At 64.0% G+C, this 25,979-nt stretch carries 24 protein-coding genes; 12 read left to right on the top strand and 12 right to left on the bottom strand.

Going from position 1 to position 25,979, the window contains the following annotated elements; translation table 11 throughout:
• Positions 1-4: 4 nt before the first annotated feature.
• A complete protein-coding gene (gene phaR, locus AC07UC_RS07610; RefSeq protein ID WP_202325591.1) occupies positions 5-616 on the top strand; it encodes a polyhydroxyalkanoate synthesis repressor PhaR in 612 nt (203 codons plus the stop codon).
• Between the two features lie 38 nt (positions 617-654).
• On the opposite strand, the gene AC07UC_RS07615 is transcribed toward phaR, so the two are convergent.
• Positions 655-1,137 carry a GNAT family N-acetyltransferase gene (locus AC07UC_RS07615; RefSeq protein WP_494904939.1) on the bottom strand — a complete coding sequence of 161 codons (483 nt, stop codon included), beginning with the start codon at positions 1,135-1,137 and terminating at the stop codon, positions 655-657.
• The gene (locus tag AC07UC_RS07620; RefSeq protein WP_494904941.1) at positions 1,134-1,553 is read right to left on the bottom strand and encodes a rhodanese-like domain-containing protein; all 420 of its coding nucleotides are present in this window, start codon (positions 1,551-1,553) and stop codon (positions 1,134-1,136) included. The genes AC07UC_RS07615 and AC07UC_RS07620 overlap by 4 nt, the downstream gene beginning before the upstream one ends.
• 111 nt (positions 1,554-1,664) lie before the next feature.
• Here AC07UC_RS07620 and ftrA point away from each other — a divergent pair, with 111 nt between their 5' ends.
• Positions 1,665-2,648: a transcriptional regulator FtrA gene (gene ftrA, locus AC07UC_RS07625; RefSeq protein WP_494904942.1), complete on the top strand. Its 984-nt coding sequence runs from the start codon at positions 1,665-1,667 to the stop codon at positions 2,646-2,648.
• Positions 2,649-2,662: 14 nt separating this feature from the next.
• Here the strand turns inward: ftrA and AC07UC_RS07630 are convergent, their stop codons facing one another.
• Positions 2,663-3,805 carry a citrate/2-methylcitrate synthase gene (locus AC07UC_RS07630; RefSeq protein WP_494904944.1) on the bottom strand — a complete coding sequence of 381 codons (1,143 nt, stop codon included), beginning with the start codon at positions 3,803-3,805 and terminating at the stop codon, positions 2,663-2,665.
• 93 nt (positions 3,806-3,898) lie between these two features.
• Between AC07UC_RS07630 and AC07UC_RS07635 the strand changes: the two genes are divergently transcribed.
• Both AC07UC_RS07635 and AC07UC_RS07640 read left to right on the top strand, forming a co-directional pair.
• The gene (locus AC07UC_RS07635; RefSeq protein WP_494904946.1) at positions 3,899-4,987 is read left to right on the top strand and encodes a citrate synthase/methylcitrate synthase; all 1,089 of its coding nucleotides are present in this window, start codon (positions 3,899-3,901) and stop codon (positions 4,985-4,987) included.
• A gap of 193 nt (positions 4,988-5,180) precedes the next feature.
• Positions 5,181-6,311, top strand: coding sequence for a patatin-like phospholipase family protein (locus AC07UC_RS07640; RefSeq protein ID WP_140777072.1), 1,131 nt, complete (start codon positions 5,181-5,183; stop codon positions 6,309-6,311).
• 37 nt (positions 6,312-6,348) lie between these two features.
• On the opposite strand, the gene AC07UC_RS07645 is transcribed toward AC07UC_RS07640, so the two are convergent.
• The gene (locus tag AC07UC_RS07645) at positions 6,349-7,341 is read right to left on the bottom strand and encodes a methionyl-tRNA formyltransferase (protein WP_494904948.1); all 993 of its coding nucleotides are present in this window, start codon (positions 7,339-7,341) and stop codon (positions 6,349-6,351) included.
• 107 nt (positions 7,342-7,448) lie between these two features.
• Positions 7,449-8,903: an aldehyde dehydrogenase family protein gene (locus AC07UC_RS07650; RefSeq protein ID WP_140777068.1), complete on the bottom strand. Its 1,455-nt coding sequence runs from the start codon at positions 8,901-8,903 to the stop codon at positions 7,449-7,451.
• A gap of 230 nt (positions 8,904-9,133) precedes the next feature.
• Here AC07UC_RS07650 and AC07UC_RS07655 point away from each other — a divergent pair, with 230 nt between their 5' ends.
• From AC07UC_RS07655 to AC07UC_RS07670, 4 genes are all read left to right on the top strand, one after another.
• The gene (locus AC07UC_RS07655; protein WP_494904950.1) at positions 9,134-10,210 is read left to right on the top strand and encodes a substrate-binding domain-containing protein; all 1,077 of its coding nucleotides are present in this window, start codon (positions 9,134-9,136) and stop codon (positions 10,208-10,210) included.
• 775 nt (positions 10,211-10,985) lie between these two features.
• Complete coding sequence (locus AC07UC_RS07660) at positions 10,986-12,161, top strand: efflux RND transporter periplasmic adaptor subunit (protein ID WP_140777065.1); 1,176 nt, start codon at positions 10,986-10,988, stop codon at positions 12,159-12,161.
• Between the two features lie 77 nt (positions 12,162-12,238).
• The gene (locus AC07UC_RS07665; RefSeq protein WP_494904953.1) at positions 12,239-15,415 is read left to right on the top strand and encodes an efflux RND transporter permease subunit; all 3,177 of its coding nucleotides are present in this window, start codon (positions 12,239-12,241) and stop codon (positions 15,413-15,415) included.
• A 120-nt stretch (positions 15,416-15,535) separates the two neighbouring features.
• On the top strand, positions 15,536-15,694 hold the full coding sequence (locus AC07UC_RS07670) for a DUF3309 family protein (protein ID WP_140777061.1): 159 nt from the start codon (positions 15,536-15,538) through the stop codon (positions 15,692-15,694).
• Between the two features lie 69 nt (positions 15,695-15,763).
• Here the strand turns inward: AC07UC_RS07670 and AC07UC_RS07675 are convergent, their stop codons facing one another.
• Positions 15,764-16,723, bottom strand: a complete 960-nt coding sequence (locus tag AC07UC_RS07675) for an SDR family oxidoreductase (protein WP_494904955.1) — start codon at positions 16,721-16,723, stop codon at positions 15,764-15,766.
• A 91-nt stretch (positions 16,724-16,814) separates the two neighbouring features.
• The gene (locus AC07UC_RS07680; RefSeq protein ID WP_140777057.1) at positions 16,815-17,024 is read right to left on the bottom strand and encodes a DUF680 domain-containing protein; all 210 of its coding nucleotides are present in this window, start codon (positions 17,022-17,024) and stop codon (positions 16,815-16,817) included.
• A 114-nt stretch (positions 17,025-17,138) separates the two neighbouring features.
• Here AC07UC_RS07680 and AC07UC_RS07685 point away from each other — a divergent pair, with 114 nt between their 5' ends.
• Positions 17,139-18,053 (top strand): LysR family transcriptional regulator, encoded by a 915-nt coding sequence (locus AC07UC_RS07685; protein WP_494904957.1) that lies wholly within the window; start codon positions 17,139-17,141, stop codon positions 18,051-18,053.
• Here the strand turns inward: AC07UC_RS07685 and AC07UC_RS07690 are convergent.
• The 4 genes from AC07UC_RS07690 to AC07UC_RS07705 form a co-directional block, all read right to left on the bottom strand.
• Positions 18,011-19,192, bottom strand: a complete 1,182-nt coding sequence (locus tag AC07UC_RS07690; protein WP_494904958.1) for an MFS transporter — start codon at positions 19,190-19,192, stop codon at positions 18,011-18,013. The two genes, AC07UC_RS07685 and AC07UC_RS07690, sit on opposite strands and share 43 nt — an antisense overlap.
• Positions 19,193-19,360: 168 nt before the next feature.
• Positions 19,361-20,302 (bottom strand): IS110 family transposase, encoded by a 942-nt coding sequence (locus AC07UC_RS07695; protein ID WP_494903677.1) that lies wholly within the window; start codon positions 20,300-20,302, stop codon positions 19,361-19,363.
• Between the two features lie 335 nt (positions 20,303-20,637).
• On the bottom strand, positions 20,638-20,946 hold the full coding sequence (locus AC07UC_RS07700; protein ID WP_494904959.1) for a DUF1244 domain-containing protein: 309 nt from the start codon (positions 20,944-20,946) through the stop codon (positions 20,638-20,640).
• An 11-nt stretch (positions 20,947-20,957) separates the two neighbouring features.
• The gene (locus AC07UC_RS07705) at positions 20,958-21,755 is read right to left on the bottom strand and encodes an N-formylglutamate amidohydrolase (protein ID WP_202325603.1); all 798 of its coding nucleotides are present in this window, start codon (positions 21,753-21,755) and stop codon (positions 20,958-20,960) included.
• Positions 21,756-22,043: 288 nt separating this feature from the next.
• On the opposite strand from AC07UC_RS07705, the gene AC07UC_RS07710 reads away from it, so the two are divergent.
• The 3 genes from AC07UC_RS07710 (at position 22,044) to AC07UC_RS07720 (ending at position 24,858) form a co-directional block, all read left to right on the top strand.
• The gene (locus tag AC07UC_RS07710) at positions 22,044-22,490 is read left to right on the top strand and encodes a DUF1036 domain-containing protein (protein ID WP_244735517.1); all 447 of its coding nucleotides are present in this window, start codon (positions 22,044-22,046) and stop codon (positions 22,488-22,490) included.
• Complete coding sequence (gene pyk / locus AC07UC_RS07715; protein WP_056575575.1) at positions 22,487-23,923, top strand: pyruvate kinase; 1,437 nt, start codon at positions 22,487-22,489, stop codon at positions 23,921-23,923. Before AC07UC_RS07710 ends, pyk begins: the two co-directional genes overlap by 4 nt.
• 200 nt (positions 23,924-24,123) lie before the next feature.
• Complete coding sequence (locus AC07UC_RS07720) at positions 24,124-24,858, top strand: L,D-transpeptidase (protein WP_494904961.1); 735 nt, start codon at positions 24,124-24,126, stop codon at positions 24,856-24,858.
• A 35-nt stretch (positions 24,859-24,893) separates the two neighbouring features.
• Here AC07UC_RS07720 and AC07UC_RS07725 read toward each other — a convergent pair whose 3' ends face one another.
• The gene (locus tag AC07UC_RS07725) at positions 24,894-25,961 is read right to left on the bottom strand and encodes an alpha/beta fold hydrolase (protein WP_494904962.1); all 1,068 of its coding nucleotides are present in this window, start codon (positions 25,959-25,961) and stop codon (positions 24,894-24,896) included.
• Between the last annotated feature and the right edge of the window lie 18 nt (positions 25,962-25,979).

A 25,979-nucleotide genomic window follows, 5' to 3' on the forward strand; every position in this document is an offset into this window, starting at 1 on the left:
GCAGATGGCCGCAAAAGACGACCCGATCATTATCAAGAAATACGCCAATCGCCGCCTCTATAATACGGGGACGAGCACCTATGTGACGCTCGAGGATCTGGCCGAGATGGTCAAGAAGGGCGAGGAGTTCACCGTCCAGGACGCCAAGACCGGCGACGACATCACGCATCCGGTGCTGACCCAGATCATCTTCGAGCTGGAGAACAAGGACGGGCAGAACATGCTGCCGATCCCGTTCCTGCGCCAGCTGATCGCCTTCTATGGCGACCAGATGCAGATGATCGTGCCGAGCTTCCTCGAACAGTCGATGATCGCCTTCTCCAAGGAGCAGGAGCGCTTTCGCGAGCAGATGAAGGGCGCGATCGGCAAGTCGCCGCTGGATGTGATGAAGATGGCGACGCCGATCAAGGCGCTGGAAGAACAGACACGCCGCAACATGGAGATGTTCCAGAACGCGATGCGGCTGTTCACGCCTTTTCCACCCCCGGGCTCGGCGCCGGCCGCAGCCCCTGCCGAGCCGGCCAGGAAGGACGCGCCGGCAGAGAAGTCCGACGATCTGCAGCAGCTGAAGGATCAGATCGCGGCCATGCAGCGCAAGCTCGATACGATGTCGTAGGCCGGCAGCCGGTCGGGCGCAGCCCAACCGGCCGTGCCTTATCCGTCGATGGTCAGCTTCCACAATTCCCAGATGTCGTCGGCCCGCCCGTCAAGCGAGCGATAAAAAGCCTTGGCCGGCATGTTGGAGTGCAGCACCGTCCACTTGATGGCGGATGCGCCGATGCTGGTGGCATGGTCTCGGAGCCGTTCCACAAGGGCGTGGCCGACCGACATGCCGCGCGCAGCCTCAGCCACGTAGAGTTCCTTCAGCACCACGACTGGCTTCAGATCGTAGGTCCAGGGGATGAGATAGTGGACGGCGATGCCGACGATTGCGCCATCGACTTCCGCAACGAACACGCCGAAGCGGGGCGATGGCCCCAGCCCATGGTCGACGATGTCGGCCTCGGTGACGCGGAATTTGTCGTCATAGCCCTCGAAGACGGCGAGCGCCCGCATAAGGACGAGCACCGCGCCGACATCCCGCCGCTCGAACGGACGGACGACCGCTTTGCGCGCCGGGCTCGGAGTTGGGGTCATGACCTCAGCGTGCCAGGCGCCTTGCCCGAGGCGAAAGGAAGTTCTTCATCCTGCCAGCCTGTCATACCACCGATCATGATCTTGACCGGCAGGCCGAGGCTGGCCAGTTTGAAGGCTGCCTGATCCGCGCCATTGCAATGCGGCCCGGCGCAATAGACGACGAACAGCGTGCCTGCCTGCCATTCCGCCATTCGCTCGGCCGAGATCTCGCGGTGCGGCAGGTGCAGCGCGCCAGGCACATGGCGGCGCTCATAGGCATCAGGCGAACCGACCACATGCAGAAGGACAAAGTCCGGCTCACCGGCGCGCAGGGCTGCTGCAACGTCGGAGCAGTCGGTCTCGACCGAAAGCCGACGCAGGAAATGGTCGCGCGCAATCTCCGGCGATGCCGCCGTAATGTCTGTCACGAGGCTCATCAAGGGTCTCCATCTCAGATGGAACTGGTCTCCATCACTTTTGATGGAACCGAAGTAGCGCACCGGGCCAGGCGATTGCAGCTGGCAGCTTTGCCATATATCGTCAAGATCATGCCAAATCTGCCTCTTGCCAATCCGCTGGTCGTTGCCGTCGCCTATGACGGGCTGTGCACGTTCGAGTTCGGCGTGGCGGCCGAGATGTTCGCCTTGCCCAGGCCGGAGATGGGCGCGGATTGGTATCGGTTTGCCGTCGCCGGCATAGATGCCGGCGAAATGCGCGCGATGGGCGGCGTGCGCATCGTCGCCGATGGCGGGCCCGATCTGATCGGCGAGGCCGGCACGGTGATCGTGCCGGGATGGCGCGGTGTGGAGTGTCCGGTGCCGCCCTTGCTGATCGAGGCGCTTCGGGCGGCCAATGAGCGGGGCGCACGCATCCTGTCCATCTGCTCGGGCGTCTTCGTGCTCGCCGCGGCCGGCCTGCTGTCGGGCAAGAAGGCGACCACGCATTGGCGCTACAGCGAGAAACTGAGGGAGATGTATCCCGATATCACGGTGGTTCCTGACGTTTTGTACATCGATGAGGGGAATGTCCTGACATCGGCCGGCAGCGCGGCAGGCATCGACCTGTGCCTGCATCTGGTTAGGCGCGACTTCGGCACCAAGGCCGCCAACATGGTGGCGCGACGGCTGGTCGTGCCGCCGCATCGCGACGGCGGCCAAGCGCAATATGTCGAGAGCTCGGTTCCCGAGCCTCATGAACGCAGCCGGCTCGGACCGTTGATCGACAGGATGCGTGCGGATATTTCCGCCGACTATCCCATTGCCACCCTCGCCGACCTGGCCGGAATGAGCGAGCGGACATTCTTGCGCCGGTTCGCGGCCGCAACCGGGGTCACGCCGGCGCGCTGGCTTCTTTCGGAGCGGCTATCGCGGGCGCGGACATTGCTGGAGGACACCGCCATGCCGATCGAGCGGATTGCCGAGACCGCCGGATTTGGCGCGGCGGCGACGTTGCGGCATCATTTCCGCCAGCAATTCGCAACGACGCCCGCCGCTTACCGGGCGAGGTTCGGAACCAGTGCCAACCCAGGCTGACGACATCACCGCTGTCAGGGCAGCAATCCCTCATAGCGTCCGCGCGGACGGATGATGCTGCCGCTTACGATCTGTTCGACCATATGGGCGGCCCAGCCGACGCTGCGTCCGAGCGCGAACAGGTGGAACGGCGCATCGCGCGGCAAGCCCAGGCTGCGCGTCAGCACGGCGAGGGCAAAATCGATATTCGCTGGAGCGCCGGTCGCGGCAATGGCGGCGCTTTCCAGCGACCGCAATGTCTCGTCGGTGTTGCCGACGGACGCCAGAAGCGCCGTGGCCCGGGGATCGCCTTCGGGGTAGAGCTGATGGCCGAAACCCGGCAATGGCCGGTCATGGCCGAGCCAGCGCCGAACCGTTGCATCGGCGCCGTGCCGTGCCGCATCTTCGGCGAGGTGCATCACCGCCTCGCCGGCGCCACCGTGCCGCGGGCCGGACAGCGTCGTCAGCCCCGCCAGCAGGCAAGCGGCGGGTGAGGCTCCCGTGGAGGCGGCGACGCGAGCCGCGAAGGTCGATGCGTTGAGTTCGTGATCGGCGAGCAGCACGAGGGCGCGCCGGATCGCTTCCGCGCCGTCATCGCCGACCGACCATCCCTGCGCCAGTCGTCGATGCACCGGCTCCGGCCCTGCCTCGGCGCCGAGAGCGCCGGCCAGCGCGCCGATCGCGCGCGCCGCGTCGACGCACAGCGAGGCGGCGCTGCGTCCAAGCGAAGGCCGCGCCTGGCCGGCAAGCAAGGCAAGTTGCGCGAAGGCCGGGCCTCGGCCGAACTGGCGCGGCGCATCCGGCGACGGCGCCTCGAAGCGGACCGGTTCGGGCAGGGCCCAAAGCACGGCGGCGGTTTCTTCCAGCGTCGCATGGTCGGACAGCGCAACGGCGTCCCGGCCCCGATAGATGAGTTGCCCGTGCCAGACGGTCGAGATCGCCGTTGCGATCGACGGTTCGCCCCAGGCGATAGCGCTTTCGGCGATGGCAGAGGGGCTGCGCCCGCGCGCCCTTCGCGTTGCCAGCGCGGCGATGTCGTCAGCGCGATATTCGCTGCGGCGCGGGTCGGCACGGTCCGGGCGCATGCCGATGCGACCGCGGCTGACATAGGCGTAGAGCGTCTGCGGCCTCACCCGCAGCCTTTCCAGCGCCTCTTCCCGCGACAACCATTCGGACATGGCGAGCCCTGATATTGATTCTATTGATCAAGATTGATGGTGATCCGGCCTACCCTTATCTCCCACATGGAAAAGCTTCAAGGAGACAAGGTTATGGCGAATGGGCTCGATGATGTGGTGGCGGCCGAAACCGTGCTGTCCGATGTGGATGGTCTGGGCGGCCGGTTGACGATCCGTGGCTATTCGCTGCCGGAACTGGCCGGACGATGGAGTTACCCGCAAGTGGTGCGCCTGCTGCTGGATGGTTTCTTCGACGATCTGCCTGGTGATGCCGAACTGGCGGCGAGACTGGGCGGGGCCCGCGTCGAGGTGTTCGAGCGCCTCCTGCCTTCGCTACCCTTGCTGGCGCCGCTCGAAATCTACAGCGCCATGCGCGCCGGCATGGCGTTGCTGCCGGATGGCGAGACGCTGGCGGACGCCTTGCGGCTGATCGCGGCGCCCGCCGTGCTGACGCCGGCTTTGCTGCGCCTGCAGCGCGGCGAGCAGCCGGTCGCGCCGGACGGCAAGGCCGATCATGCCGCCGACATGCTGAGCATGCTCAATGGCGTCGCGGTATCGCCGGCATTGGCAAAAGCGCTCGACACCTATCTGGTGACCGTCTGCGACCATGGACTCAATGCCTCGACCTTCGCCACCCGTGTCGTCGCCTCGACACTGGCCGGCCTGACCTCGTCGGTGCTGGCCGGGCTCGGCGCGCTCAAGGGGCCGCTGCATGGCGGCGCGCCCGGACCGGTGATCGAGATGCTGGATGCGATCGAGGCGCATGGCGACGCGGCCGGCTGGCTGCGCGACGAGATCGCCCATGGCAAGCGCATCATGGGTTTCGGCCACCGCATCTACCGCGTGCGCGATCCGCGTGCCGATGTGCTCAAGGCCGTGGTGCGGCAGCTTGGTGGCAAAGGCGAAACCGGCCGCCGGCTGGCCTTCGCGGAAACGGTCGAGCAAACCGCGCTCGAAGTGCTGCGGATCGCCAAACCGCAGCGCGCGCTGCAGACCAATGTCGAGTTCTATACCGCGCTGGTGCTGGAAGCGGCGGGTTTCCCACCGCGGGCTTTCAGCAATGTCTTCGCCGCGGGCCGTGTTGCCGGCTGGATCGCGCATGCACGGGAGCAGCAGACAACCGGGCGGCTGATCCGTCCGCAATCGCGCTATGTCGGCCCGGTGCCGGACCTCGTCGCCTAACCCATCAAGGCACGGCCTCTCCGCGTCGAAGCGGAGGGGCTTTCTGCATGAGCGAAATTTCATGTGATCACGCGACCGTGTTCGTGTCTTGCCATGGTCCATCCTTATATGCTGCACTGCAACATAGAGCGACAGCAGCAGCTCTCTCCATTGACGTAGGGGCAGGCTGACGCATCAGGATGACAGGAACGCCATGACGAAGAACGGCAAGGCGGAGGACAAGAAGAAGATCAACATCGCCCTTCAGGGAGGCGGCTCGCACGGCGCCTTTTCCTGGGGTGTGCTCGACCGCCTGCTGGAGGACGGCAGGCTGGAAATATCGGCCGTTTCCGGTACCAGCGCCGGCGCCATGAACGCGGTGGCGCTGGCCGACGGTTTTGTCCGCGGTGGGGTCGAGGGCGCGCGCAGGAAGCTCGATGATTTCTGGCACGCCGTCGCGGCGAAGGGCCGGTTCAGCCCGGTCCAGCGCATGCCGTGGGACGTCGCATGGGGCAACTGGTCGATCGAGAATACGCCAGGCTATGTCTTCTTCGATACGATGTCGCGGGTGTTCTCGCCCTATGTCGCCAACCCGCTTGGCCTCAATCCGCTGCGTGACGTGGTCGCGCAGGAGATCGACTTCGAGAATGTCCGCGCCTGCAAGTCCATGGAACTGTTCATCTCCGCCACCAATGTCGAGACCGGGCAATTGCGGGTCTTTTCCGACGGCGAGATCGACCTCGACACGGTGATGGCCTCGGCATGCCTGCCGCAATTGTTCCGTGCCGTCGAGATCAAGGGCGTACCTTATTGGGACGGCGGCTATGGCGGAAATCCGGCGCTCTATCCGTTCTTCAAGACAGCGGCGACCGAGGATGTGCTCCTCGTGCAGATCAACCCCGTGGTGCGCGAGGGAACACCGAGGAGCGCCAACGAGATCCAGAACCGTATCGACGAGATCACCTTCAATGCGGGGCTGTTGCGCGAATTCCGCTCGATCGCCTTCGTCAAGGAATTGATCGCCGCCGGCCGCCTGCCGCATGGCGAATACCGCGACATCCGCATGCACCGCATCGATGCCGACGAGGCGTTCAAGGACTTGTCGGCGTCATCGAAGGTCAATGCCGAATGGGCGTTCCTGACCTATCTCAGAGATCTTGGCCGCACCGCTGCCAGCGACTGGCTGGAGGAGAATTACGACGCCGTCGGCAGCCATGCCACGCTCGACCTCTCCGGTGAACTCGATGACGGCTTCAAGCCGGTGCGCGGTCCCGCACCAGGCCGTCGGGTCAAGGAATTCCTCGCCGTGCGCAAGAACCCGGAGGCCGAGCGCCGCCGGGCCTGAACTCGCCGGCGCTCGCTGTTTTTGATAGCGCCGGCGATCAAGCGTCGGCGACGTCCTTCTCGACCTTGGCGGGCGATACAGGCTTGGCAGCGGGGGCGTCGGTGCCCAGTTTCGAACCGGCGAGCAGGCCTTTCGACTTCGCGAGCTCGGCGCCGGACATCTTTGCCCCGGCCTCGGTGCGCACCCTAGAGATTTCCAGATTACCGCCCTGGACGGTGACCTGCAGGCTCTTTTCGCCGACCCAGCTGATCTCGCCGGGCTTGCCCACCACATCGGCGAACTTGCGCGCTGAGTGCTTCCTGACTTCGAACAGGCGGATCTTTTCGCCATCCACCGTGGTCCAGGCGCCCGGTGCGGGATCGCAGCCGCGAATGAGATTGTGGATGGTGTCGATATGGCTGTTCCAATTGATTTTCGCCTCGGCGTCCTTGCACCAGCCCTCATAGCTCGCCTGGGATTCGTCCTGGGGGATTTCCTGGTGCCGTCCCGAGACGACGAGATCGGAGGCATCGAGCATGGCCTGAACGCCGAGCGGAAAGAGCCGGTCGAAATAGACCGTTCCCAGTGTGTCCTCGGGACCGATGCCAACCGTCACCTGCAGCAGGATCGGACCTTCATCGAGGCCATCGGTCGGCCGGAAGATGGTCAGGCCGGTCTGGCCGTCGCCCTTGATCAGCGGCCAGTTGATCGAGCTCGGGCCACGGTACTTAGGCAGCAGCGAAGGATGATACTGGATGGTGCCGTGCTTCGGAATGTTGACGAAGGTCTGCGGGGCGAACTGCAAAACGTAAGCCATGACCGCGAGCTCGACGTCGAGCTCGCGCAACGCGGTCTCGGCCGCTTCGCCCTTGAGGCTTGGCAGCTGGAACAGCTTCAGTCCATGCTCTTCCGCTGCAAGGCGCAGCGGATCGGGCCTGGAGCCGGGTTTTTCCGGGGCGCAAAAAACGCCTGCGATGTCGTCGCCGCGCGCCAGGAAGGCCTCGAGCACGCTTTTGCCGAAGGCCTGCTGTCCGATGATTGCAATGCGCATGATGGTTTTCCTTATGCGTTGGACAAAGTTCGGGTGAACCCTCGCAGCCCAGCGGTCGCGAAGGTGGATGTCGGTTCGAAACGTGAGGCTTCAGGTCGGCCGGAGGATCACTTGCCGGTCTGGATCCATACGACCTTCTGCTCGGTGAAATTCTCGATGGCCGCGTCGCCATGTTCGCGGCCGAAACCGGAATCGCGCGAGCCGCCCCAGGGCAAGCGGATATCGGTCGGGCCGTAGGTGTTGACCCAGACCGTGCCGGCCTTCAGTTCCCTCGCGAAGCGATGCACACGGCCGATGTCGCTGCTCCAGACGCCGGCCGCCAGGCTGTAGACGGTGCCGTTGGCGAGACGCAGGGCGTCAGCCTCATCGGTGAATTTGATGACTGTCGCGACCGGGCCGAAAATCTCTTCCTGAGAAATCCGCATCTGGTGCCCGACATTGGCGAACACCGTCGGCTTGACGAAATAGCCGACATCGCCGTGGCGGCTGCCGCCGGTCACCAGCGAGGCGCCTTCGTTGCGGCCGATCTCGATATAGTCCAGCACGCGCTTCATCTGAACTTCGGAGACCAGCGGACCCATCGCCGTCGAGGTCTCTTGCGGATTGCCGATGCGGGTGGATTCGGCGCGAGCGGCCAGCCGCTGGACGACCTCGTCATAGATGGATTCATGCGCCAGGATGCGCGAACCGGCCGAGCAAACCTGGCCGGTGTTGAAGAAGATACCGGAGCCGGCGGCCTTGACCGCGGCGTCGAGGTCGGCGTCAGGGAAGATGATGTTGGCGGACTTGCCGCCGAGTTCCAGCGTCACGCGCTTGAGATTGCCCGAAGCGCCTTGCAGGATCTGGCGGCCGACGACCGGCGAGCCGGTGAAGGTGATCTTGTCGACGTCGGGATGATCAACGAGGGCCTGGCCGGCGATTTTGCCGAAGCCCGGAACGACGTTGAGGACACCTGCGGGGAAGCCGGCTTCGAGCGCCAGCTCGCCGATCTTGAGCGCCGTCAGCGGCGTCACCTCGGCGGGCTTCAGCACCACGGTGCAGCCGCAGGCGAGCGCAGGCGCGATCTTCCACATGCCGATCATCAGCGGGAAGTTCCAGGGAATGATCGCGGCGACGACGCCGAGCGGCTCGCGCACCGTGTAGGTCAAGGCATCGGTACGGGCGGGAATGACCTGACCATTTATCTTGTCGGCCATGCCTGCATAGTAGGTCAGCGTATCGAGCACCGCCGGCAGGTCCTGACGGCGGATGGCCGAGACCGGCTTGCCGGAATCGAGGCTCTCCAGATCGACCAACTCGTCCTCGTCGCGCCGGATGAGGTCCGCGAGCTTCAGCATCAGCAGGCCGCGATCGGCGGCGCGCATGCGCTTCCATGGACCTTCGAAGGCGGCGCGGGCTGAGCGTACGGCGGCATCGATATCGTCCACGCCCGCCTCGGCGACCTTGGCGATGACTTCCCCGGTGGCGGGGTTCAGCGTCTCGAAGGTACGACCGGACAATGCCGCCACGCGGCGTCCGTCAATGAGGAGATTGTGCGTCTGGTCGGAAGCTCGGGTGAGCATGCGGCATTTCTCCCAATATATGAACTTGATTGCATATGTGGCCGGTGAGGCCACGACCTGCTCTGTCGCAACGGAACCTACATCTCAGCTAAATCACTGGGAATATGATATTTATTGCCTATCATCACAGGCAAAGATATGAAGGACGGTTCCTATCTCGTAGCGATTGTAGATATGATTGTGAGTTCATATCTCTGATCTACTGCAAGCTCCTGGAGGAGGCGGATTATATGATCCAGATCGAAATCGATCCGGTATGGCGCTTCAGGCGGCGCGAGGATGCGCAGTCGCTGCAAATCATGCTGGACTTCCTCGCCGAAATACGCGCGACGGGAAAGATCACGTCGGCGGCCGACAAGGCGCATATCTCGTATCGGCACGCCTGGAACCTAATCGAGAAATGGTCCGCTTTCTTCAACATGCCGCTGGTGGTGCGCAAGCAAGGCAGCGGCACCAGCCTGACGCCGTTCGGCGACAAGCTGGTCTGGGCCGGCCAAAGGCTGGAAGCCCGCCTTCGTCCGTTGCTGCAGAACCTGTCGCAGGAACTGGAGACCGAGATCAACCAGATGTTGCCGCACGGCCCGCTGATCCTGCGAGTTCATGCGAGTCATGGCTTCGCGGTGCCAAAGCTGCGCGAGATCCTTAGCCGCGAGCCCGATATCGGCGTCGACTTCCGCTATGTCAGCAACCAGAGTTCCCTGGCCTCGCTTGCCCATGATGGCTGCGATCTGGCCGGCCTGCACCTGCCGCAGGGCGAGTTGCGTAAACGCGCGATCGCCGCCAGCAAGGGCTGGCTGACGCCCAGCATCCATCGCGTCATCAGTTTCGTGACGCGCGAAATGGGCCTTATGGTCCGACGCGGCAATCCGCTTGGCATCACCTCGCTGGAACGGTTGCTCGATCCGTCGATCCGCTTCGTCAACCGCGATCCGGATTCAGGAACCAGGCTGCTGTTCGAGCAATTGCTGGCGCAGCACGGGCTGGATGGGATGCGCATCAATGGCTACGAGCATTCCGAATTCACCCATGCCGCGGTTGCCGCCTATGTCGCCAGCGACCTGGCTGACGTGGCCTTCGGTGTGGAGGCCGCCGCGCGGCAGTTCGGGCTCGATTTCGTACGGGTGCTGACCGAGGATTATTTCTTCGTCTGCAAGAAGCAGATCCTCGAAGTGGAAGCCGTCCAGCGGGTGCTGTCGATCATGCGCGGCGAGGAGTTCCATGCCGCCATTTCGCAACTGCCAGGCTATCGCGTGAAGGATGCCGGATCGATCAAGACCATCAGTGAGGTTTTTCGAAAATCGGAATAACGGATAGGGCGATCCGGCACTGCGACAACCTTCGCGTGTGAAGGATGCTTCATCATGCTGACGCCTGCTGCCACCCACGTGCCGAAGATGCAGCGCGGTGTTGCCGAACCGACGAGCCGAACGACAGACGCCGCTCCAGCGAATGGTACGGAAGATCGTTCGGATTTCCGCGGTCGCACCACGCCCGTTGTCCGGTCGCGAGCCGATAGGTTCAACCGATCCCAGATGTTCCCGAACAGGGCACATCGAGGTTGCCGATGCCAGGTTCCGTGGCAACGAAACCGGCCTCAGGCGATCCCGGCCTGATTGGCTTTCTCCGCCAATTGGCGAGCAATTCCAATGCATTGAACAAGCGCCGTGGGGCGGGGGTAGTGTTGTTCACCTACCGAAAGCGATTTGGCTCGTCGGTCTAAATTCGCGTCCAGATTCAGGAATCTGCGCATGGCGGCGGCGTTAGTTGAGGGGGCGCCGCGTTGCCTGTCGGCAATGGCAGACCGGCCGTTCGGGGTTGGTCATGAGGGAGAGGTTGTGAGCCGACTGCCAAGTCCGCTGAACTGGTATTTTAGCGGATCAACAACAGTTTCGCGGCGGCCACGCCTTGTCCCGTCACGCAATGCTGCTGCAACTTTCGGACTATATTGCGGTGCAACTTTGATGTAGAAGCGCCCTCGCCGATCACGGCAATTTGAACACGGTCAGGCGCGCACCCATATCGGCGACGCGCCCGCGTCATGAAGGCGCGGCGCTGGCCGAACCCGCAACGGAAAAAACGACGATGCCTAGAATCAGGTTTCACAAGCTTGCAGCCATTGTTGTGCTCATCGGCTTCGCGGCCTGGATGGCGACAGGCGAATTCTCGTCGGTCGGAAGCGTCGCGGCGAACAAGGCAAAGGCGGCCGAAGTCGAGCAGGGCAAGGCACCAGACGCGGGCAAGCCGAAGACGGCGGAAGCCGAACCGAAAGCGCCGTTGCGCACCGTCGCGGTGGTGACGCCGCCGCGCAAGACCTATGCGCGTGCCATCCGCATTTCAGGCCTGACCGAGGCCGACAAGCGCGCGGTGCTGGCAACCCGTGTCGGCGGCGTCATCGACAAGCTGCCGGTCAGCCAGGGCCAGCACGTCAAGACGGGTGATCTGGTGCTGATGCTGGCGGCGGAAGAGAAGATCTCCAATGTCGACAACGCCAAGCAGTTGCTGGCGCAGCGCAAGGCCGAGCTCGATGCCGCGGAGCGGCTGGCCAAGACCGGCAATTTGCCCAAGCTGCAGCTCGACACCGCCCGCTCCAACCTGACCCAGGCGCAGTCCCAACTGGATACCGCGCAGGCCGAACTCGACCGCAACGAAGTGAAGGCGCCGTTCGACGGCGTTATCGACCGGGTGCCGGTGGAACTCGGCAGCTCCGTCATGCAGGGCAGCGAGGTGGCGACCATCCTCAAGCTCGATCCGGTGATCGCCCGCGGCGAGATCAGCGAGCGCGACCTCGGCTATCTCAAGATCGGTGACAAGGCCAAAGTGCGGCTGGTCAGCGGCCAAACCGTCGAAGGCACCGTGCGCTATATCAGCCGCGACGCCTCGTCGGCGACCCGCACCTTCCGTGTCGAGGTCGCCATCCCCAATGCCGACGGCTCCGTACCGGCCGGCATGACGGCGGAAATCCAGCTCAGCGCGTTGCCGACCGATGCGGTTCTGCTGCCGCGCTCGGTGGTGACGCTGGGCGACAAGGGCGATCTGGGCATCCGCGCCGTCGGCAAGGACAACAAGGTGGCGTTCTTCCCGATCGACCTGGTCGACGACACGCCGACCGGTCTGGTGCTTGGCGGAATCCCGGCCGATGCGCGCATCATCGTTGCCGGCCAGGAACTGGTGAAGGAAGGCGATGAGGTCAATCCGGTCGAGGCCGACCAGGCGACCATCAACAAGCTGATCGGCGAAGCCACCGCCGGCACGCAGTAGCGCGGGGGCGACGACGCCGGACCTTCCGGCGACAGACGTCCGTTCGCCACTTCCGAAAGCAACCGCAGGCATAAGTCATGGATATCGTCAGACTCGCAATCAACAATGCCCGCCTGACCATCTCGGTCCTGGTCTTCCTGCTGATCGCAGGCTGGGTCGCCTATCAGTCGACGCCGAAGGAAGCGGAACCCGACGTTCCGATTCCGATGATGTATGTCAGCCTGATCTATCAAGGTATTTCGCCGGAGGATTCCGAGCGCCTCCTGTTGCGGCCGATGGAAAGCAAGCTGAAAAGCCTGAAGGGTCTCAAGGAAATGCGCTCGGCCGCCTTCCAGGGCGGCGGCTACGTGCTGGTCGAGTTCCAGCCGCAGACCAATCTGGCGACGGCGCTGCAGGACACACGCTCCAAGGTGCAGGACGGCAAGGCCGACCTGCCGCAGGCGGCCGAGGAACCGGTGGTCACCGAAGTCAACATCTCCGAATTTCCGGTGCTCGTCGTCACGCTGTCGGGCGAATTGCCCGAGCGTGTTCTGGCGGCGGCCGCACGCGAGTTGCGCGACCGCATCGAAGAGGTGCCCGGCGTTCTGGAAGGCTCGCTGCAGGGCTCACGCGACGATCTCGTCGAAGTCGTCATCGATCCGATGAAACTATCGTCCTACGGCTTGCAACTCGAGCAGCTGATCGGGGCGGTGGGCGCCTCCAACAGCCTGGTCGCAGCCGGCAACATCGAAGGGTCGCAGGGCAAATACGCCGTCAAGGTGCCCTCGCTGATCGAGACGCCCGAGGATGTGGCGGCGCTGCCGGTGGTCGCCGGTCCCAATGCGGTGGTGCAGGCCAAGGATATCGCGACGATCCGTTCGACCTTCGCCGATGCCGACACGATCACGCGCCTCAACGGCAAGCCGGCCATCGCCATAGAGGTGAAGAAGCGCATCGGCGCCAATCTGATCGACACGCTCACCAAGGTGAGGGCGGTGTCCGACGCCTTCGTCAAGACGATGCCCGAGGGGATGCACGTCACCTACACGCAGGACAAGTCGGTCTTCGTCAATCAGCTGCTGGGGGACCTGCAGAACCACGTGATGATCGCCGTCATCCTGGTGTTCATCGTCATCCTCTATGCGCTGTCCGGCCGGGCCTCGCTGCTCATTGGCCTGGCCATCCCGTCGTCCTTCCTGATCGGCATCCTGCTGCTCGCGATGATGGGCTACACGATCAACATGATCGTGCTGTTCAGCCTCATCCTGGCCGTCGGCATGCTGGTCGACGATGCCATCATCGTCACCGAATTCGCCGAACGGCGGATGAGCGAAGGCATGCCGAAGCAGGAAGCCTTCGCTCTCGCCGCCAAGCGCATGGCCGGTCCCGTCATCGCGGCGACGATGACACGCATCGCCGCCTTCTCGCCATTGCTGTTCTGGCCGGGCATCATCGGCGACTTCATGAAATACATGCCGATCACGCTGATCGTCACGCTGTCGGCGTCGATGCTCTATGCGCTGGTCTTTGCTCCGACGCTGGGAGCGATCTTTGCCAAGGCGCCGGAACATCACGCGGATGACAATCGCGATGGCTGGTACATGGCTGTCGTCAAGCAAGCGGTGCGCTTCCCCATCACCGTGATGGTGCTCACCGTGGTCCTGCTGGCCGGCATCTTCGTCGGTTATTCGAAGTATGGCGCCGGCGTCGAGTTCTTCCCGAGTGTCGAACCGGATTACGGCCTGCTCTACGTGCATGCCCGCGGCAATCTTTCGCTGGCCGAAATGGATACGGCGACCAAGATCGCCGAAAACAGGCTGCTTGGCTGGCCCGGCATCAAATCGGTCTACACCCGCGTCGGCAAGACGCAGGGCGGCGGCCAGGACGTCCCGGAAGATGTGGTCGGCGTCATCCAGTACGAATTCATCGACTGGCGCGAACGCAAATCGGCGAACCAGATCCTGAACGATCTGCGCGGCGTCATGGCCGGCATCCCGGGTGTCGACGTCGAGGTTCGCGTGCCGGAAGCCGGCCCGCCGACCGGCAAGCCGATCCAGATCAGGCTTTCGGCCATCGACCCGGCCGGCCTTGACGGCAAGGCGCGGGCGGTGGCGGCGCGGATCGCCAAGGTGCCCGGCGTCATCGACATTTCCGATGGCCTGCCGCCACCCGGCGTCGACTGGGCTCTCGAGGTCGACCGCGCCAAGGCTGCCCAATACGGCATCAGTCCGACCTCGGTTGGAACGGTGGTGCAGCTCGTCACCAACGGTTTGAAGCTGTCGGAATACCGGCCTGCCGGCGCCGACAAGGCGGTCGACATCCGGCTGCGTCTGCCGGAGGACCGGCGCACGCTGTCGACGCTCGACGAGCTCAGGGTGCAGACCGCGCAAGGTTCGGTGCCGATCTCGAACTTCGTCGTCCGCAAGGCAAAGCCCAGCGTCGGCATCCTCAACCGCATCGACGGCGCCCGCACCGTGGTGGTGCAGGCCAACGTCGCCGCCGGCGCCCAGGTCGCCGCCGTTCAGCAGGAGGTGACCCAGGCCGTCACCGACATGAACCTCGGCAGCGGCATCCGCTGGAAGCTGGCCGGCTCGAACGAGGACAGCGCGGAAGCCAGCGCCTTCCTCAGCAAGGCCTTCGGTGCCGCGATCTTCCTGATCTTCCTGGTGCTGCTGGCGCAGTTCAACAAGTTCACCAGCGTCTGGCTGGTGCTGTCCTGCGTGGTCATGGCGACGATCGGCGTGTTCCTCGGGCTGCTGATAACAGGCGAGACATTCGGTATCGTCATGTCGGGCATCGGCGTCATCGCGCTTGCCGGCGTGGTGGTGAACAACAACATCGTGCTGATCGACACCTATGACCGGCTGCGTGAAGAAGGCTGGGACAAGATGGACGCCGTGCTGCAGACCTGCCGCGAGCGCGCGCGACCGGTGGTGCTGACGGCGGTGTCGGCCATCCTCGGCGTGTTGCCGATCGCTTTCGGCCTTGGCCTGGAAATCTTCCATCACGAGACGACGATCAACGCGCCTTCGACGCAGTGGTGGATTTCGCTGTCGTCGGCGATCGTCTTCGGCCTGTCCTTCGCCACGGTGCTGACGCTGGTGGTGACGCCGTCGATGCTGATGGTGTTCACCCGCGCCAAGGTCAAGCCCGGCGCGCGGCGCGGCCTATTCAGCCGGCTGTTCCGGCGCGGCAAGGGCGAGATTTCGTCGGACGCGCCGACTGCGGATGCCGGCGCGGAACCCGCGATCGCCTTCCCGAAAGCCGCCGAGTAGGCAGGTTTCCTGATCTGACCGGCAAAGGCCGCCCGGAACAACCGGGCGGCCTTTTGCATTTTCCCTCCACGAGCAATGCGAAGCGTTGTCTCGGGAACAACGCAGAGCGGGGAATATCTCATGCCGATCAGCACTCTTGTCATCGTCGTCCTGATCCTTGTCCTCATCGGCGCGGTGCCGGCCTGGCCGCACTCGCGCTCCTGGGGCTATGGGCCGTCGGGCATTATCGGCGTGGTGCTGGTGGTGGTTCTGGTGTTGCTGCTGATGGGGCGGCTCTGAGCAGCCTTTTCGGTTCGTCGAGACGCCTTTCAGCGGAAAGAGAAGGGCGGGCATGGCCCGCCGACTGCCTCAGGCCGCTTTCGACGTGCCCTTCACAGTGGCGATGCCGATATCCTCGAGGGCTTGAGCGATCGCCTGATCGAGTGGCGTATGCGGGATTTCGCCGATGATGCCTTCCAGCCGCGTCGAGACCAGTTGGTGCCGTTCGAAGCGCAGATAGGACATCGAGACGATCTCGCGCCACATCGCCACGAACGGGCTGCCGGCGCGCAGTACCCACCAGGGCATCGAGGTCATCTTGAGCGACCGGCCGAGCGCCTTCTCGGCAGCGGCCTTGATCTCAAGATCGGTGACCGCGTGGCCGGGAAAATTCAGCGCCTCGTAGGAGCCGAGCTTGTCGAGGTTCCTGGCCAGCGCCACGAAGCCGACAGCGAAGTCCGGCAGATAGGCCCATTCATGCACGAGGTCGGCGGGACCAGGCGCGGTGTAGACGCCCTTGATGATCTTGGCGGCGACAACCAGGTCGAACCATGAGCCGCTGCCGGTGCCGCCGAAGAAATCGCCGGCGCGCAGCACAATGGTGCGCACCCGGCCAGACTCGGCCTCGCGGCGGAACAGATCCTCCATGGCGCAGCGGATGCGGCCCTTCTCGGTCGTCGGGTGGAACGGCGTGTCTTCCGTGATCACCGCCGGCATAGGCGAGCCGTAATTGTAGACGGTGCCGGGGAACAGATGCAGCGCGCTGTTGGCATGGCAGGCGGCCATGACGTTTTCGGCCATCGGCAGGCATTTGCCCCAGTCGGTGTAGATCGGGTTGAGGCCATTGAAGATGATATCGACGCCTTCGGTGGCGCGGATCAGCGATTGGCGGTCCAGCGCATCGCCGGCAACCGCCGTGGCGCCTTCGAGTTCGGCCGGCACCTTGCCGGTGCGGGTGACGGTGCGGACGTCGAAGCCGGCGTCGATGAAGGCTTTGGCAACCACGCGGCCGAGCCGGCCATTGGCGCCGAGAATTGCGATCTTGGTCATTGTTTGTCTCCTTGTTTGCTCTGAAGCGACAGGTTTGTTCCGAAGCGACGGGACGAGCCCGCCGCTTTCAGGATCGTTCGAGAACCACCCTTCAGCGGTTGCCGAACAGGTTGCGGTCGGCGCCCTGGATGACCGGTTGCTGATCGGCGGTCCCGGACTTCTCGATGGACGTGGTGATCATGCTGTCGGCGCTGGTGGTGGCGGGCTGTTTGGTATCGTTCGAGCCGAACTTGTCGCTGCCGGCAAAAGCAGTGCCGGCGGCGATGAGGAGGGCGGCGGCGGTGAGTGCGATCTTGGTCATTTGAATTCTCCTGGTTGGTGTTTGCAGTCCGTATCGGTGTTTGCAGGGCGAATATGATTGCCTCATGGATGAATTGAAATTGACCATAGATGCAGTTTTGATATTCATTATTGAATGGAAGATATTGATTGGAACCTTATCAAGAGCTTCGTTACGGTCGCGGAAACCGGCAGCCTGTCGGCCGCCGCGCGAAAACTGTCGGCCAGCCAGCCGACGCTGGGCCGTCACATCGGGGAGTTGGAGCAGGCGCTCGGCGTCACGCTGTTCCGGCGTGGTCGGAGCGGCTACGCGCTGACAGAAGCCGGCGCCACGCTGTTCGAACGCGGCAAGGCGGTCAGCGAGCAGGCGAGTGCTTTTTCGCTATTGGCGTTGGGCTCGGTCGAGGCGATCGAAGGCACGGTGCGCATCGCCGCCAGCGAAGTGGTGGCGGCCTATGTGCTGCCCGACATGATGGCGCGGCTCGGCATCGAGGAACCCGGCATCGAGGTCGAGATCGTTGCCTCGAACCAGGTCGAGAACCTGCTGCGTAGGGACGCCGACATCGCCATCCGCATGGTCAAGCCGGCGCAGAACGAACTGGTGGCGCGCAAGGTCTGCGATATCCCGCTCTGCGCCTGCGCGGCCATTTCCTATCTCGATCGGCGCGGCCGCCCAGCGGGGCCGGCCGATCTCGTCAATCACGCCCTGATCGGCTTCGACCGAAGCGATGAGATCATCAGGGGCTTCGTCCAGCATGGCATCCCGGTCACCCGCGGCAGCTTCCGCTTCAGGGCCGACAACCAGATCGTGCTGTGGGAAGCAGTGCGGGCGGGAAACGGCATTGGCCTTGGCCAGGAGCCGCTGGCCGAGCGTGATCCGCTGGTGGAGAAGGTGCTTCCCGGCCTGCCGCTGCCTGGCCTGCCGGTGTGGCTGGCCATGCATCGCGATGTGCGCGGCAGCGTGCGCATCCGCCGCGTGGCGGACTTTCTCCACGAGGAACTCAAACGCTATTCGGCGGGTGCCGTGTCGGGGGCGAATTCGGCGCGGTGAGCGAGGCCCGCCATCAGCAAGACGACGATCAGCAGCACCGACATGGCGACGAAGATCGGCCCGAAACTGGAATGCTCGGCGACGAAGCCGATCGCAGACGGCGCCACCAGAATGCCGGAATAGCCCATGGTGGTGACGACGCTCATGCCGGTGCCCGATGACATGCCTTCCTGGTTGCCGCCGGCCGAAAAGATGATCGGCACCATATTGGCGATGCCGAAGCCGCACAGTGCGAAGGCCGCGATGGCGAGCCAGGGTGAGGGCGACAGGCCGGCGATCAGCATGCCGGCGGCGGCGACGCCAGCCGAGCCGCGCAGCGTCGTCACCGCGCCGAAGCGGTTGCGCACGCCATCGCCGAAGAAGCGCATGATCGCCATGACGCCGGAAAAGGCGGCATAGGCAAGACCGGCGACGGCAAGGTCGGCGCCGAGTTCCTGTCTGAGATACAGAGCCGCCCAATCGAGCACCGCGCCCTCGGAGATCATTGTCAGCAGGGCCATCAGGCCGATCAGGTAGACCAGCGGGTTTGCCGGCAGCGTGAATTTATGATGCTCGGCCGCTTGTGGTCTGTCCTCGGCAACGAGATAGCCGACCGCCATGGCGATCGCCGCGAAGGCAAGCGCGGTCACCACAGCGGCATGGGCGAGGTGGCCATAGTGCTGGATGGCAAAGCCGCCGAGGCCGCCGCCGGCGAAACCGCCGAGGCTCCAGAAGCCGTGCGAGGACGACATGATGGCGCGGGACATTTTTCGCTCCACCACCACCGCATTGGCATTCATGGCGACATCCATGCCGCCGATCGAGCCGCCGAAAATGAACATGGCGATGGCCGCCAGTGGCACGTCGGGCGCCAGCGCCACCAGCAGCAAACCGAGACTGCCGCAAAGGCCGAACCAGCGCAGCACGGTGCGCGAGCCATGTTTCGAGATCAGGTGGCCGCACAAGGTCATGGCGGTGACCGCGCCCGCACCGAACAGAAGGATCAGCAGGCCGAGCGTGAATTTCGAAATGTCCAGCCGGGTCAGGAACACCGGAATCTGCGGCGCCCAGCTGCCGGTCAGGAAGCCATTGGCAAGGAAAATGGCGGCCACGGCCCATCGCCCGCGAATGGCAGTCTGCATGGCGTTCGGCGCGTTCATAGGGCGAATCCGGTCAGAAAATGGCTTTGCGCGGCAAATTAGATCGATTCAATTCGCAGTCAAGCGCCGTCCGCAGGGAATGCTTGGACCAAAGGGCGAAATGGGACCGGCATCGCTGATGGCGGGCTGACACCTCGGAGATGAGCCGAAACGCTCTTCCCTTCGTCATCAACTCTGAGGAATGGTGGCGTCTCTGAGCCTGGCGTTTAGGGTGACGACGATCTTTCGCATGACTGCAGCGATGGCCACCATTGGCTTTTTGCCGTTGGCGATGAGGTGTTTGTAGAAGGTTGCGAACTCGCCCCTTCCGGCAGCGGCGTGCAATGCGGGCATGTAGAGCATGCTCCTGATCTCCGGTCGTCCGCCACGGATTTTGCGGTAGCCTTGCTTTTGTCCGCTGTCGTTTGGATGAGGCGCGAGCCCTGCAAGCGCGGCAGCCTTTCGACGTGTCATGGTGCCGAGTTCGGGCAAGATGGCCAGCAGCTTGGCGGCCACGATTGGGCCGAGACTGTCCATGGCCGTGCAGATGGCGGCTCGATGCTTGAGGGCGCTGCTGTTGGCGATCAGCTCGCGCATGGCTGCATCGATCGCCTGGATCTGACGCTCGACGACTTTGATCACGGCCTCGAAGGAGGCGGCGAGGTCTCGAGCACTAGGTGCCTTGGCGCGGTTCTTCTCGGCGATCTTGATGGCGATGAGCTCCTGGCGGCGGCGCACCAAGGCGCGCAAGCGGGTCTCGTCGGGGTCCGGAGCCTGCCAAAGGGTCAGCTTTTCCCAGCGTTCGCGGCCGTAGGCCCTCAACATCGCGGCATCGATGGCATCGCTCTTCCCGTGGGTGCCGTAGGAGCGGATGAAGCTCTTGACCTTGAGCGTGTCGGCGCGATGGCAGGCGATGCCGGCACGCAGGCACTCTTCGAGCAGCAGGCCTTCATGGCCACCGGTCGGTTCACAGACCACAAGGTCTGCCTGCTTGTGGCTCTTGAGGAAGGCGCGGATCGTGCGTCGCTGGTTGTCGATGACATGGGTGGTGGTGCCATCGGCGGCGGTGATGGTGTCCTTGGCGATATCGAGGCCGAGGCACAGTTTCGGTTGTTGATGCAAGAAGGCCATGCTGGTGGTATCCTTGTCAGGCTTCGGATTGTTTGCGGGCGTGGCGCGAGCCAGCGGCCAATCAACTCTCCAAGCGATGGCGGACAAAGACGGCAGGGACCATGATGACGTCGGGTGTTGCCCGATCCCAGGGACGGTCGCCTGCCGCCGGGACTGCCGGTTGTGATGGGCCGCAGTCCCGGCCGCCAGACTACCCGATCCTTCTCAAACAATCCTAGGGTCTGCGCCGCGTCGCTTCGCTCCTTGCTCCGCCCTAGGATGACGAAGCCGCGGAGGTTTGGTCTACACAGGCGCCGGAAGCGAGTGGCCGGAGGCCGCTCGCCGTATCGGGCACGCTAATGATCCTTCGGCCGCCTGGCCTCGAATTCGGCTTTCTTGGCGTCCGACGCCTCGGTCTGGTTGAGCGCCTGCCACTCGGCATAAGGCATGCCGTAGACGATCTCGCGCGATTGGTCCTTGGTGAGGTCGACGCCGTCGGCATTGGCGGCCTCGCGATACCAGTTCGAGAGGCAGTTGCGGCAGAAGCCGGCGAGGTTCATCAGGTCGATGTTCTGCACGTCGTTGCGTTCTCTGAGATGCTCGACCAGCCGGCGAAAGGCAGCGGCCTCGAAGTCGCGCTTCTGCTCGTCGCTGAGTTTGGTCATCGAAACCTCCGTCAAAGCGGCCCGGTGCGCGAGCCGAACATTTTCACGACATGTATATCGGGACGGCGGTCGATGGCGTCAACGATCGGCGCCAGACGCCCGGCCCACGCGATCGCGCCCTTCTGGTCTGAAATCAGGTCCTGGCGGATCTCGATCAGTGCGTGGGCATAGCCATTGACGATGGCATGCTTGAACATGGTGTCGCCACGCAGCGCGCCGTCATAGGGCTCATTGTCCCCGACGACGAGGTTCTTGTCTTCGGCAAGCATGTCGATCAGCGGCCGCGCCACCCGGTCGTCCCGATCCCAGAGGATGCCGACATGCCACGGCCTCTGCCTGCCCTGCATGACCGGGGTGAAGGAATGCACCGAGAAGATGAAGGGCGCCTGGCCGGAAGCCTGCGCGACCGAAGCGATCATGGCGCCGACGGCGTCGTGATAGGGCCGGTAGAAGCGGTCGAGCCGCCTTTCGCGCTCCTCGGGTGTGAGCGGATAGTTTCCCGGCACGACAGTGCCGTCATAGAGCTGGCGAATGAGCGTCGGATCGTCCTCGCCGCGATTGGCGTCGATCAAGAGCCGTGAAAAGCTGGCGATCAGGGCAGGCACGCCGAGCAAGGCCGCAAGTTCGCGCGTCACCGCTTCGACGCCGATATCGTAGGCGATGTGACGGTCGAATTCCGCCGCCGGCAGGCCAAGGCTGCCATAGTCCTCGGGTAGGTCGCGGCGGGCATGATCGGCCAAAAGCACGATGCCTCGCTTGCGGTCGCCCTCGACGATATCGAAAGGCGCGAAAACTGTGGATCGGGTCATTGGCGGGAAATGGTCTGTTCGCTGGCTTCCGGGGAGGGTGCTATCGTCATTCCACGAAGACGACGCGTGCGCAATGCCGTTGTTTGGCCAAGGTTTCCGCTGAAATCTGGCAAGGGGCGACGGATAGTGCGCCGGGAGCCTTCCTAAATCGATTGGAATTGGTCAAAACGGCGCGTTGACATGCGCCCGGACTTTTCCGAAAAGGGGCGCAGAGAGATGCTGATGTGGTTCTTGAGGGGTATTGGGATGGGTTCCGCCGGCAGGCAGCGCATGCGCTCTGCCTTTGCCATGCCGCTCCTGATCCTGACCGTTGGAGTGTCGGCGATGGTCATGGCCTCGCCGGCGCGCGCCGATTTCCGCGTCTGCAACGCCACGCAGAACCTGGTCGGTGTCGGCATCGGCTATCGCGCCAAGGCCGGCTGGATCACCGAAGGCTGGTGGCACATTGAAGGATCGAGCTGCAAGACGTTGATCGAAGGGCCGCTGTCATCAAGGTTTTACTATCTTTATGCAGAAGACGCCGAGCGCGGTGGACGCTGGGACGGCCCGATCAACATGTGCGTGGCTGAAAAAGAGTTCAAGATCGCCGGCGTAAACGACTGCGTCGCCCGGGGCTTCCAGCGCGCCGGATTTCAGGAATATGACACGGGCGAACAGGCAAGCTGGATGGTCCAGCTGACCGATGAGCCCGCAACGGGAGGCGCTCCAGCCGCCCCGGGAACCAACAGTCAATGAGACGCAGCCGCAAGGTCAAGATCCTAGCCACAATCGGTCCGGCCTCCTCCTCCGAGGAGATGCTGAAGAAGCTGTTCGAAGCGGGCGCCGATGTGTTCCGCATCAATATGAGCCATACAGATCACGAGCTGATGCGCACGCTGGTCGGACGCATCCGGGCCGTCGAGGAGCAGGTGGGCCGGCCGATCGGTATCCTCGCCGACCTGCAAGGCCCCAAGCTGCGCGTCGGCAAGTTCGCCAATGGCAAGGAAGTGCTGACACCGGGCCAGACCTTCACGCTCGACGACAATCCCGAGCCCGGGACGTCGACCAGGGTCTACCTGCCGCATCCGGAAATCCTGAGTTCGGTCGAGGCCGGTCACCGTCTTTTGATCGATGACGGCAAGCTCGAGCTGAAGGCGGTGAAAAGCGACGGCAAGTCGATCGTCTGCACCGTCGTCGCCGGCACCACGATTTCCGACAAGAAGGGCGTCAGCCTGCCCGACACCGACCTGCCGGTCGGCGCGCTGACCGAGAAGGATCGCAAGGACCTCGACGCGGTGCTCGCCACGGGCGTCGACTGGATCGCGCTGTCCTTCGTGCAGCGTCCCGAGGATCTGGCCGAAGCGCGCAAGATCGCGCGCGGCCGGGCGCTGATCATGGCCAAGATCGAAAAGCCGCAGGCCGTTGCCCGGCTGGCCGAGATCATCGAATTGTCCGACGCGCTGATGGTCGCCCGCGGCGATCTGGGCGTCGAGATGCCGCTCGAAGCCGTGCCCGGCATCCAGAAGCAGATCACGCGCGCCGCGCGCCGCGCCGGAAAGCCGGTGGTGGTCGCCACGCAGATGCTGGAATCGATGATCACCGCACCGGTGCCGACCCGCGCCGAAGTGTCGGATGTTTCGATCGCCGTGTTCGAGGGCGCCGACGCCATCATGCTGTCGGCGGAATCGGCGGCGGGTGCCTATCCGGTCGAGGCTGTGGCGATGATGAACCGCATCGCCACCAAGGTCGAAACCGATCCGACCTATGCCGGCATCATCAACGCGCAGCGCTCCGAGCCGGAAGCGACCGGCGCCGACGCCATTTCGCTGGCCGCCCGTGAAATCGCTGAAACGCTGAAACTGTCGGCCATCATCACCTACACCGCGTCCGGCACCACCGGCCTGCGTGCCGCCCGTGAGCGGCCCCAGGTGCCGATCATCGCGCTGTCGCCGATCCTCAACACCGCGCGGCGGCTGTCGCTTTTGTGGGGCACGCATTGCGTGGTCTCTCCCGACGCCACCGATCTCGACGACATGGTCAACCGCGCCTGCCGCATTGCGCTGGAAGAAGAGTTCGGCAAGCCCGGCGACCGCGTCATCATCACGGCCGGTGTGCCGCTGAGGACGCCCGGCTCGACCAACATGCTGCGCATCGCCTATGTCGGCTCGGACGTGCAAAGCAGCCGGTAATTTGCTGATTTCCCGACGCAGCATCCCGCGCGATTTTGTGCCGAGGTCGCTGTGGCCATAATGCAACGAATGCACGGACAATGATCCCGGCCTTTGTCTCGACACAGGGTCGCCGCGATCGCCTCTACAAGGCACGGGTGAGGCGGCATCAACGGTCGCCCCTCGCCGTCGGCCTTCCCATCATTTTGAAAGTATAGTGAATGTCATCTCTTGTTTCGCGCCGGTCGCTTCTGACCGGGCTGTCGCTTGTTGGCGTTTCGGCCATCTCGGCCTGTGCCCAAATGCCCAGACAGTCGATCGGCATGGCAGCTCCTCTCAATCCGCCGCCGCTCGGGACGGCACCAGAAAAGGCGCCGATTGAAGATGCAGCGCCTGAAGCCGCTGCCCCGGCGTCGCCCGATTACGCCAGCATGTACAGCGCGGTCGAAGATGGCGGCCATTCGCTGCCGGCGATTCCCTTCAGCAAGGTCGACGGCCGGTTCCTGCGGCAGATCGTCGACGATCCGACTGGAGAAAAGCCCGGCACGATCGTGGTCAACACGACAGACAAGCACCTTTACTGGGTGCTCGGGGACGGCAAGGCCATGCGCTATGGCGTGGGCTTGGGGCGCCAGGGTTATTCCTGGAAAGGCCGCGCGATCGTCCAGTGGAAACGCAAATGGCCGACCTGGACGCCGCCTTCGGCAATGATCAGCAGGGATCCGAAGCTGGAAAAATGGCGCCAGGGCATGCAGCCCGGTATCAGCAACCCATTGGGGTCACGTGCGCTGTACATCTTCAAGGACGGCGTCGACACGCTCTATCGGATTCATGGATCGCCGGACTGGAAGTCCATCGGCAAGTCAGCGTCATCAGGCTGCGTGCGCATGTTCAACCAGGATGTCATGGATCTTTACGAGCGCGTTCCGGGCAAGACACCGCTGCTGGTCATCTAGCGTAGGGCGCAACGTAGCTCCCTGTCGGCTAAATATCAGGTCGGAGCGAGCTCGGCCTGAGGCTCCTTGAGGTCGGCACATTTGCCGGCGCCATAGGCGTCGCCGGCAATCCGCGCTTCCGCTGTCCTGGCTATCGCCTCCAGATCGATATCCTTGCCGGCGACCTTCTCGATGGCACCGACGACGAGGTCGGGGGTGATCCAGTCCGGCTTGTGGCCGAGATTGTGCACCCAGACGAGTTCGGCGCCAGCTATGTCGCGTACCAGGCCGACGGAATGGATGTGGGCGTAGACGACCTTGTCGTGGTCGCCCGAAATGACCACGGTCGGCGCCGTGATCTCGTTATAGTGCGGCGCGGCACCAAGCGCGTAGCTGTAGAGGCCGGCAACGTCGGTGGCATTGGCGCGAAAGGCCGATGGCCGCAACACCAGCGGGATCGCGGCCATGCCGAGATAATTGTCCGGCACCTTGTTGGGCGCGAACACGCAGGTCGTGGCGTCCGCCATCTGCAGTGTTCCGGCCGGGTAGGTCAGCGTCTCGGAGAACAACCGGCCGATCACCGGAATGGTGGTCAGGTCGTAGTACCAGGACGTCGCGCCGCCCGGCCAGGGATGCGTCGCCGGCGCCAGGAAGACGAGGCCAAGCGTCTTGTCGGCATGCTCGCGGCCGAAAGCGGCCGTGACCACGCCGCCGAAGGAATGGCCGACGATGATTGCCTTCCTGATGCCGAGACGGTCCATCAGCGCGGCAATGGTGGCGGCCTGCGCCGACGGATTTTCATTGTTGCCGGGGCCGCGCCCGGACCAGCCATGACCCGGCCGGTCGAAGAACAGCATCTCGGCGCGGCCTTCGAGCCCAGGCCTCAGCGGCAGCATCTGATCCCTCAGATTGGCGCTGGCACCGTGGATGAAGACGATTGGCGGCAGGTCCGCCTTGGAGGGGGCGGGGATGTGGACATAGTGGATGCGGGCGCCGTTGATGTCGGCAAATTCGCCGATCGGCTGGTTGCGGCGCTCGATCAGCCATGAGCCGACGCGGGTAACGCCGACCAGGGCAAGGACGAGTGCGAGGAGAAAGGCGACCGCGGCGTAGATCAGGTTCATGCGGGGAGATACGGAGGT

The sequence above is a fragment of the Mesorhizobium sp. GW821-FHT04C10 genome, assembly GCF_059420305.1.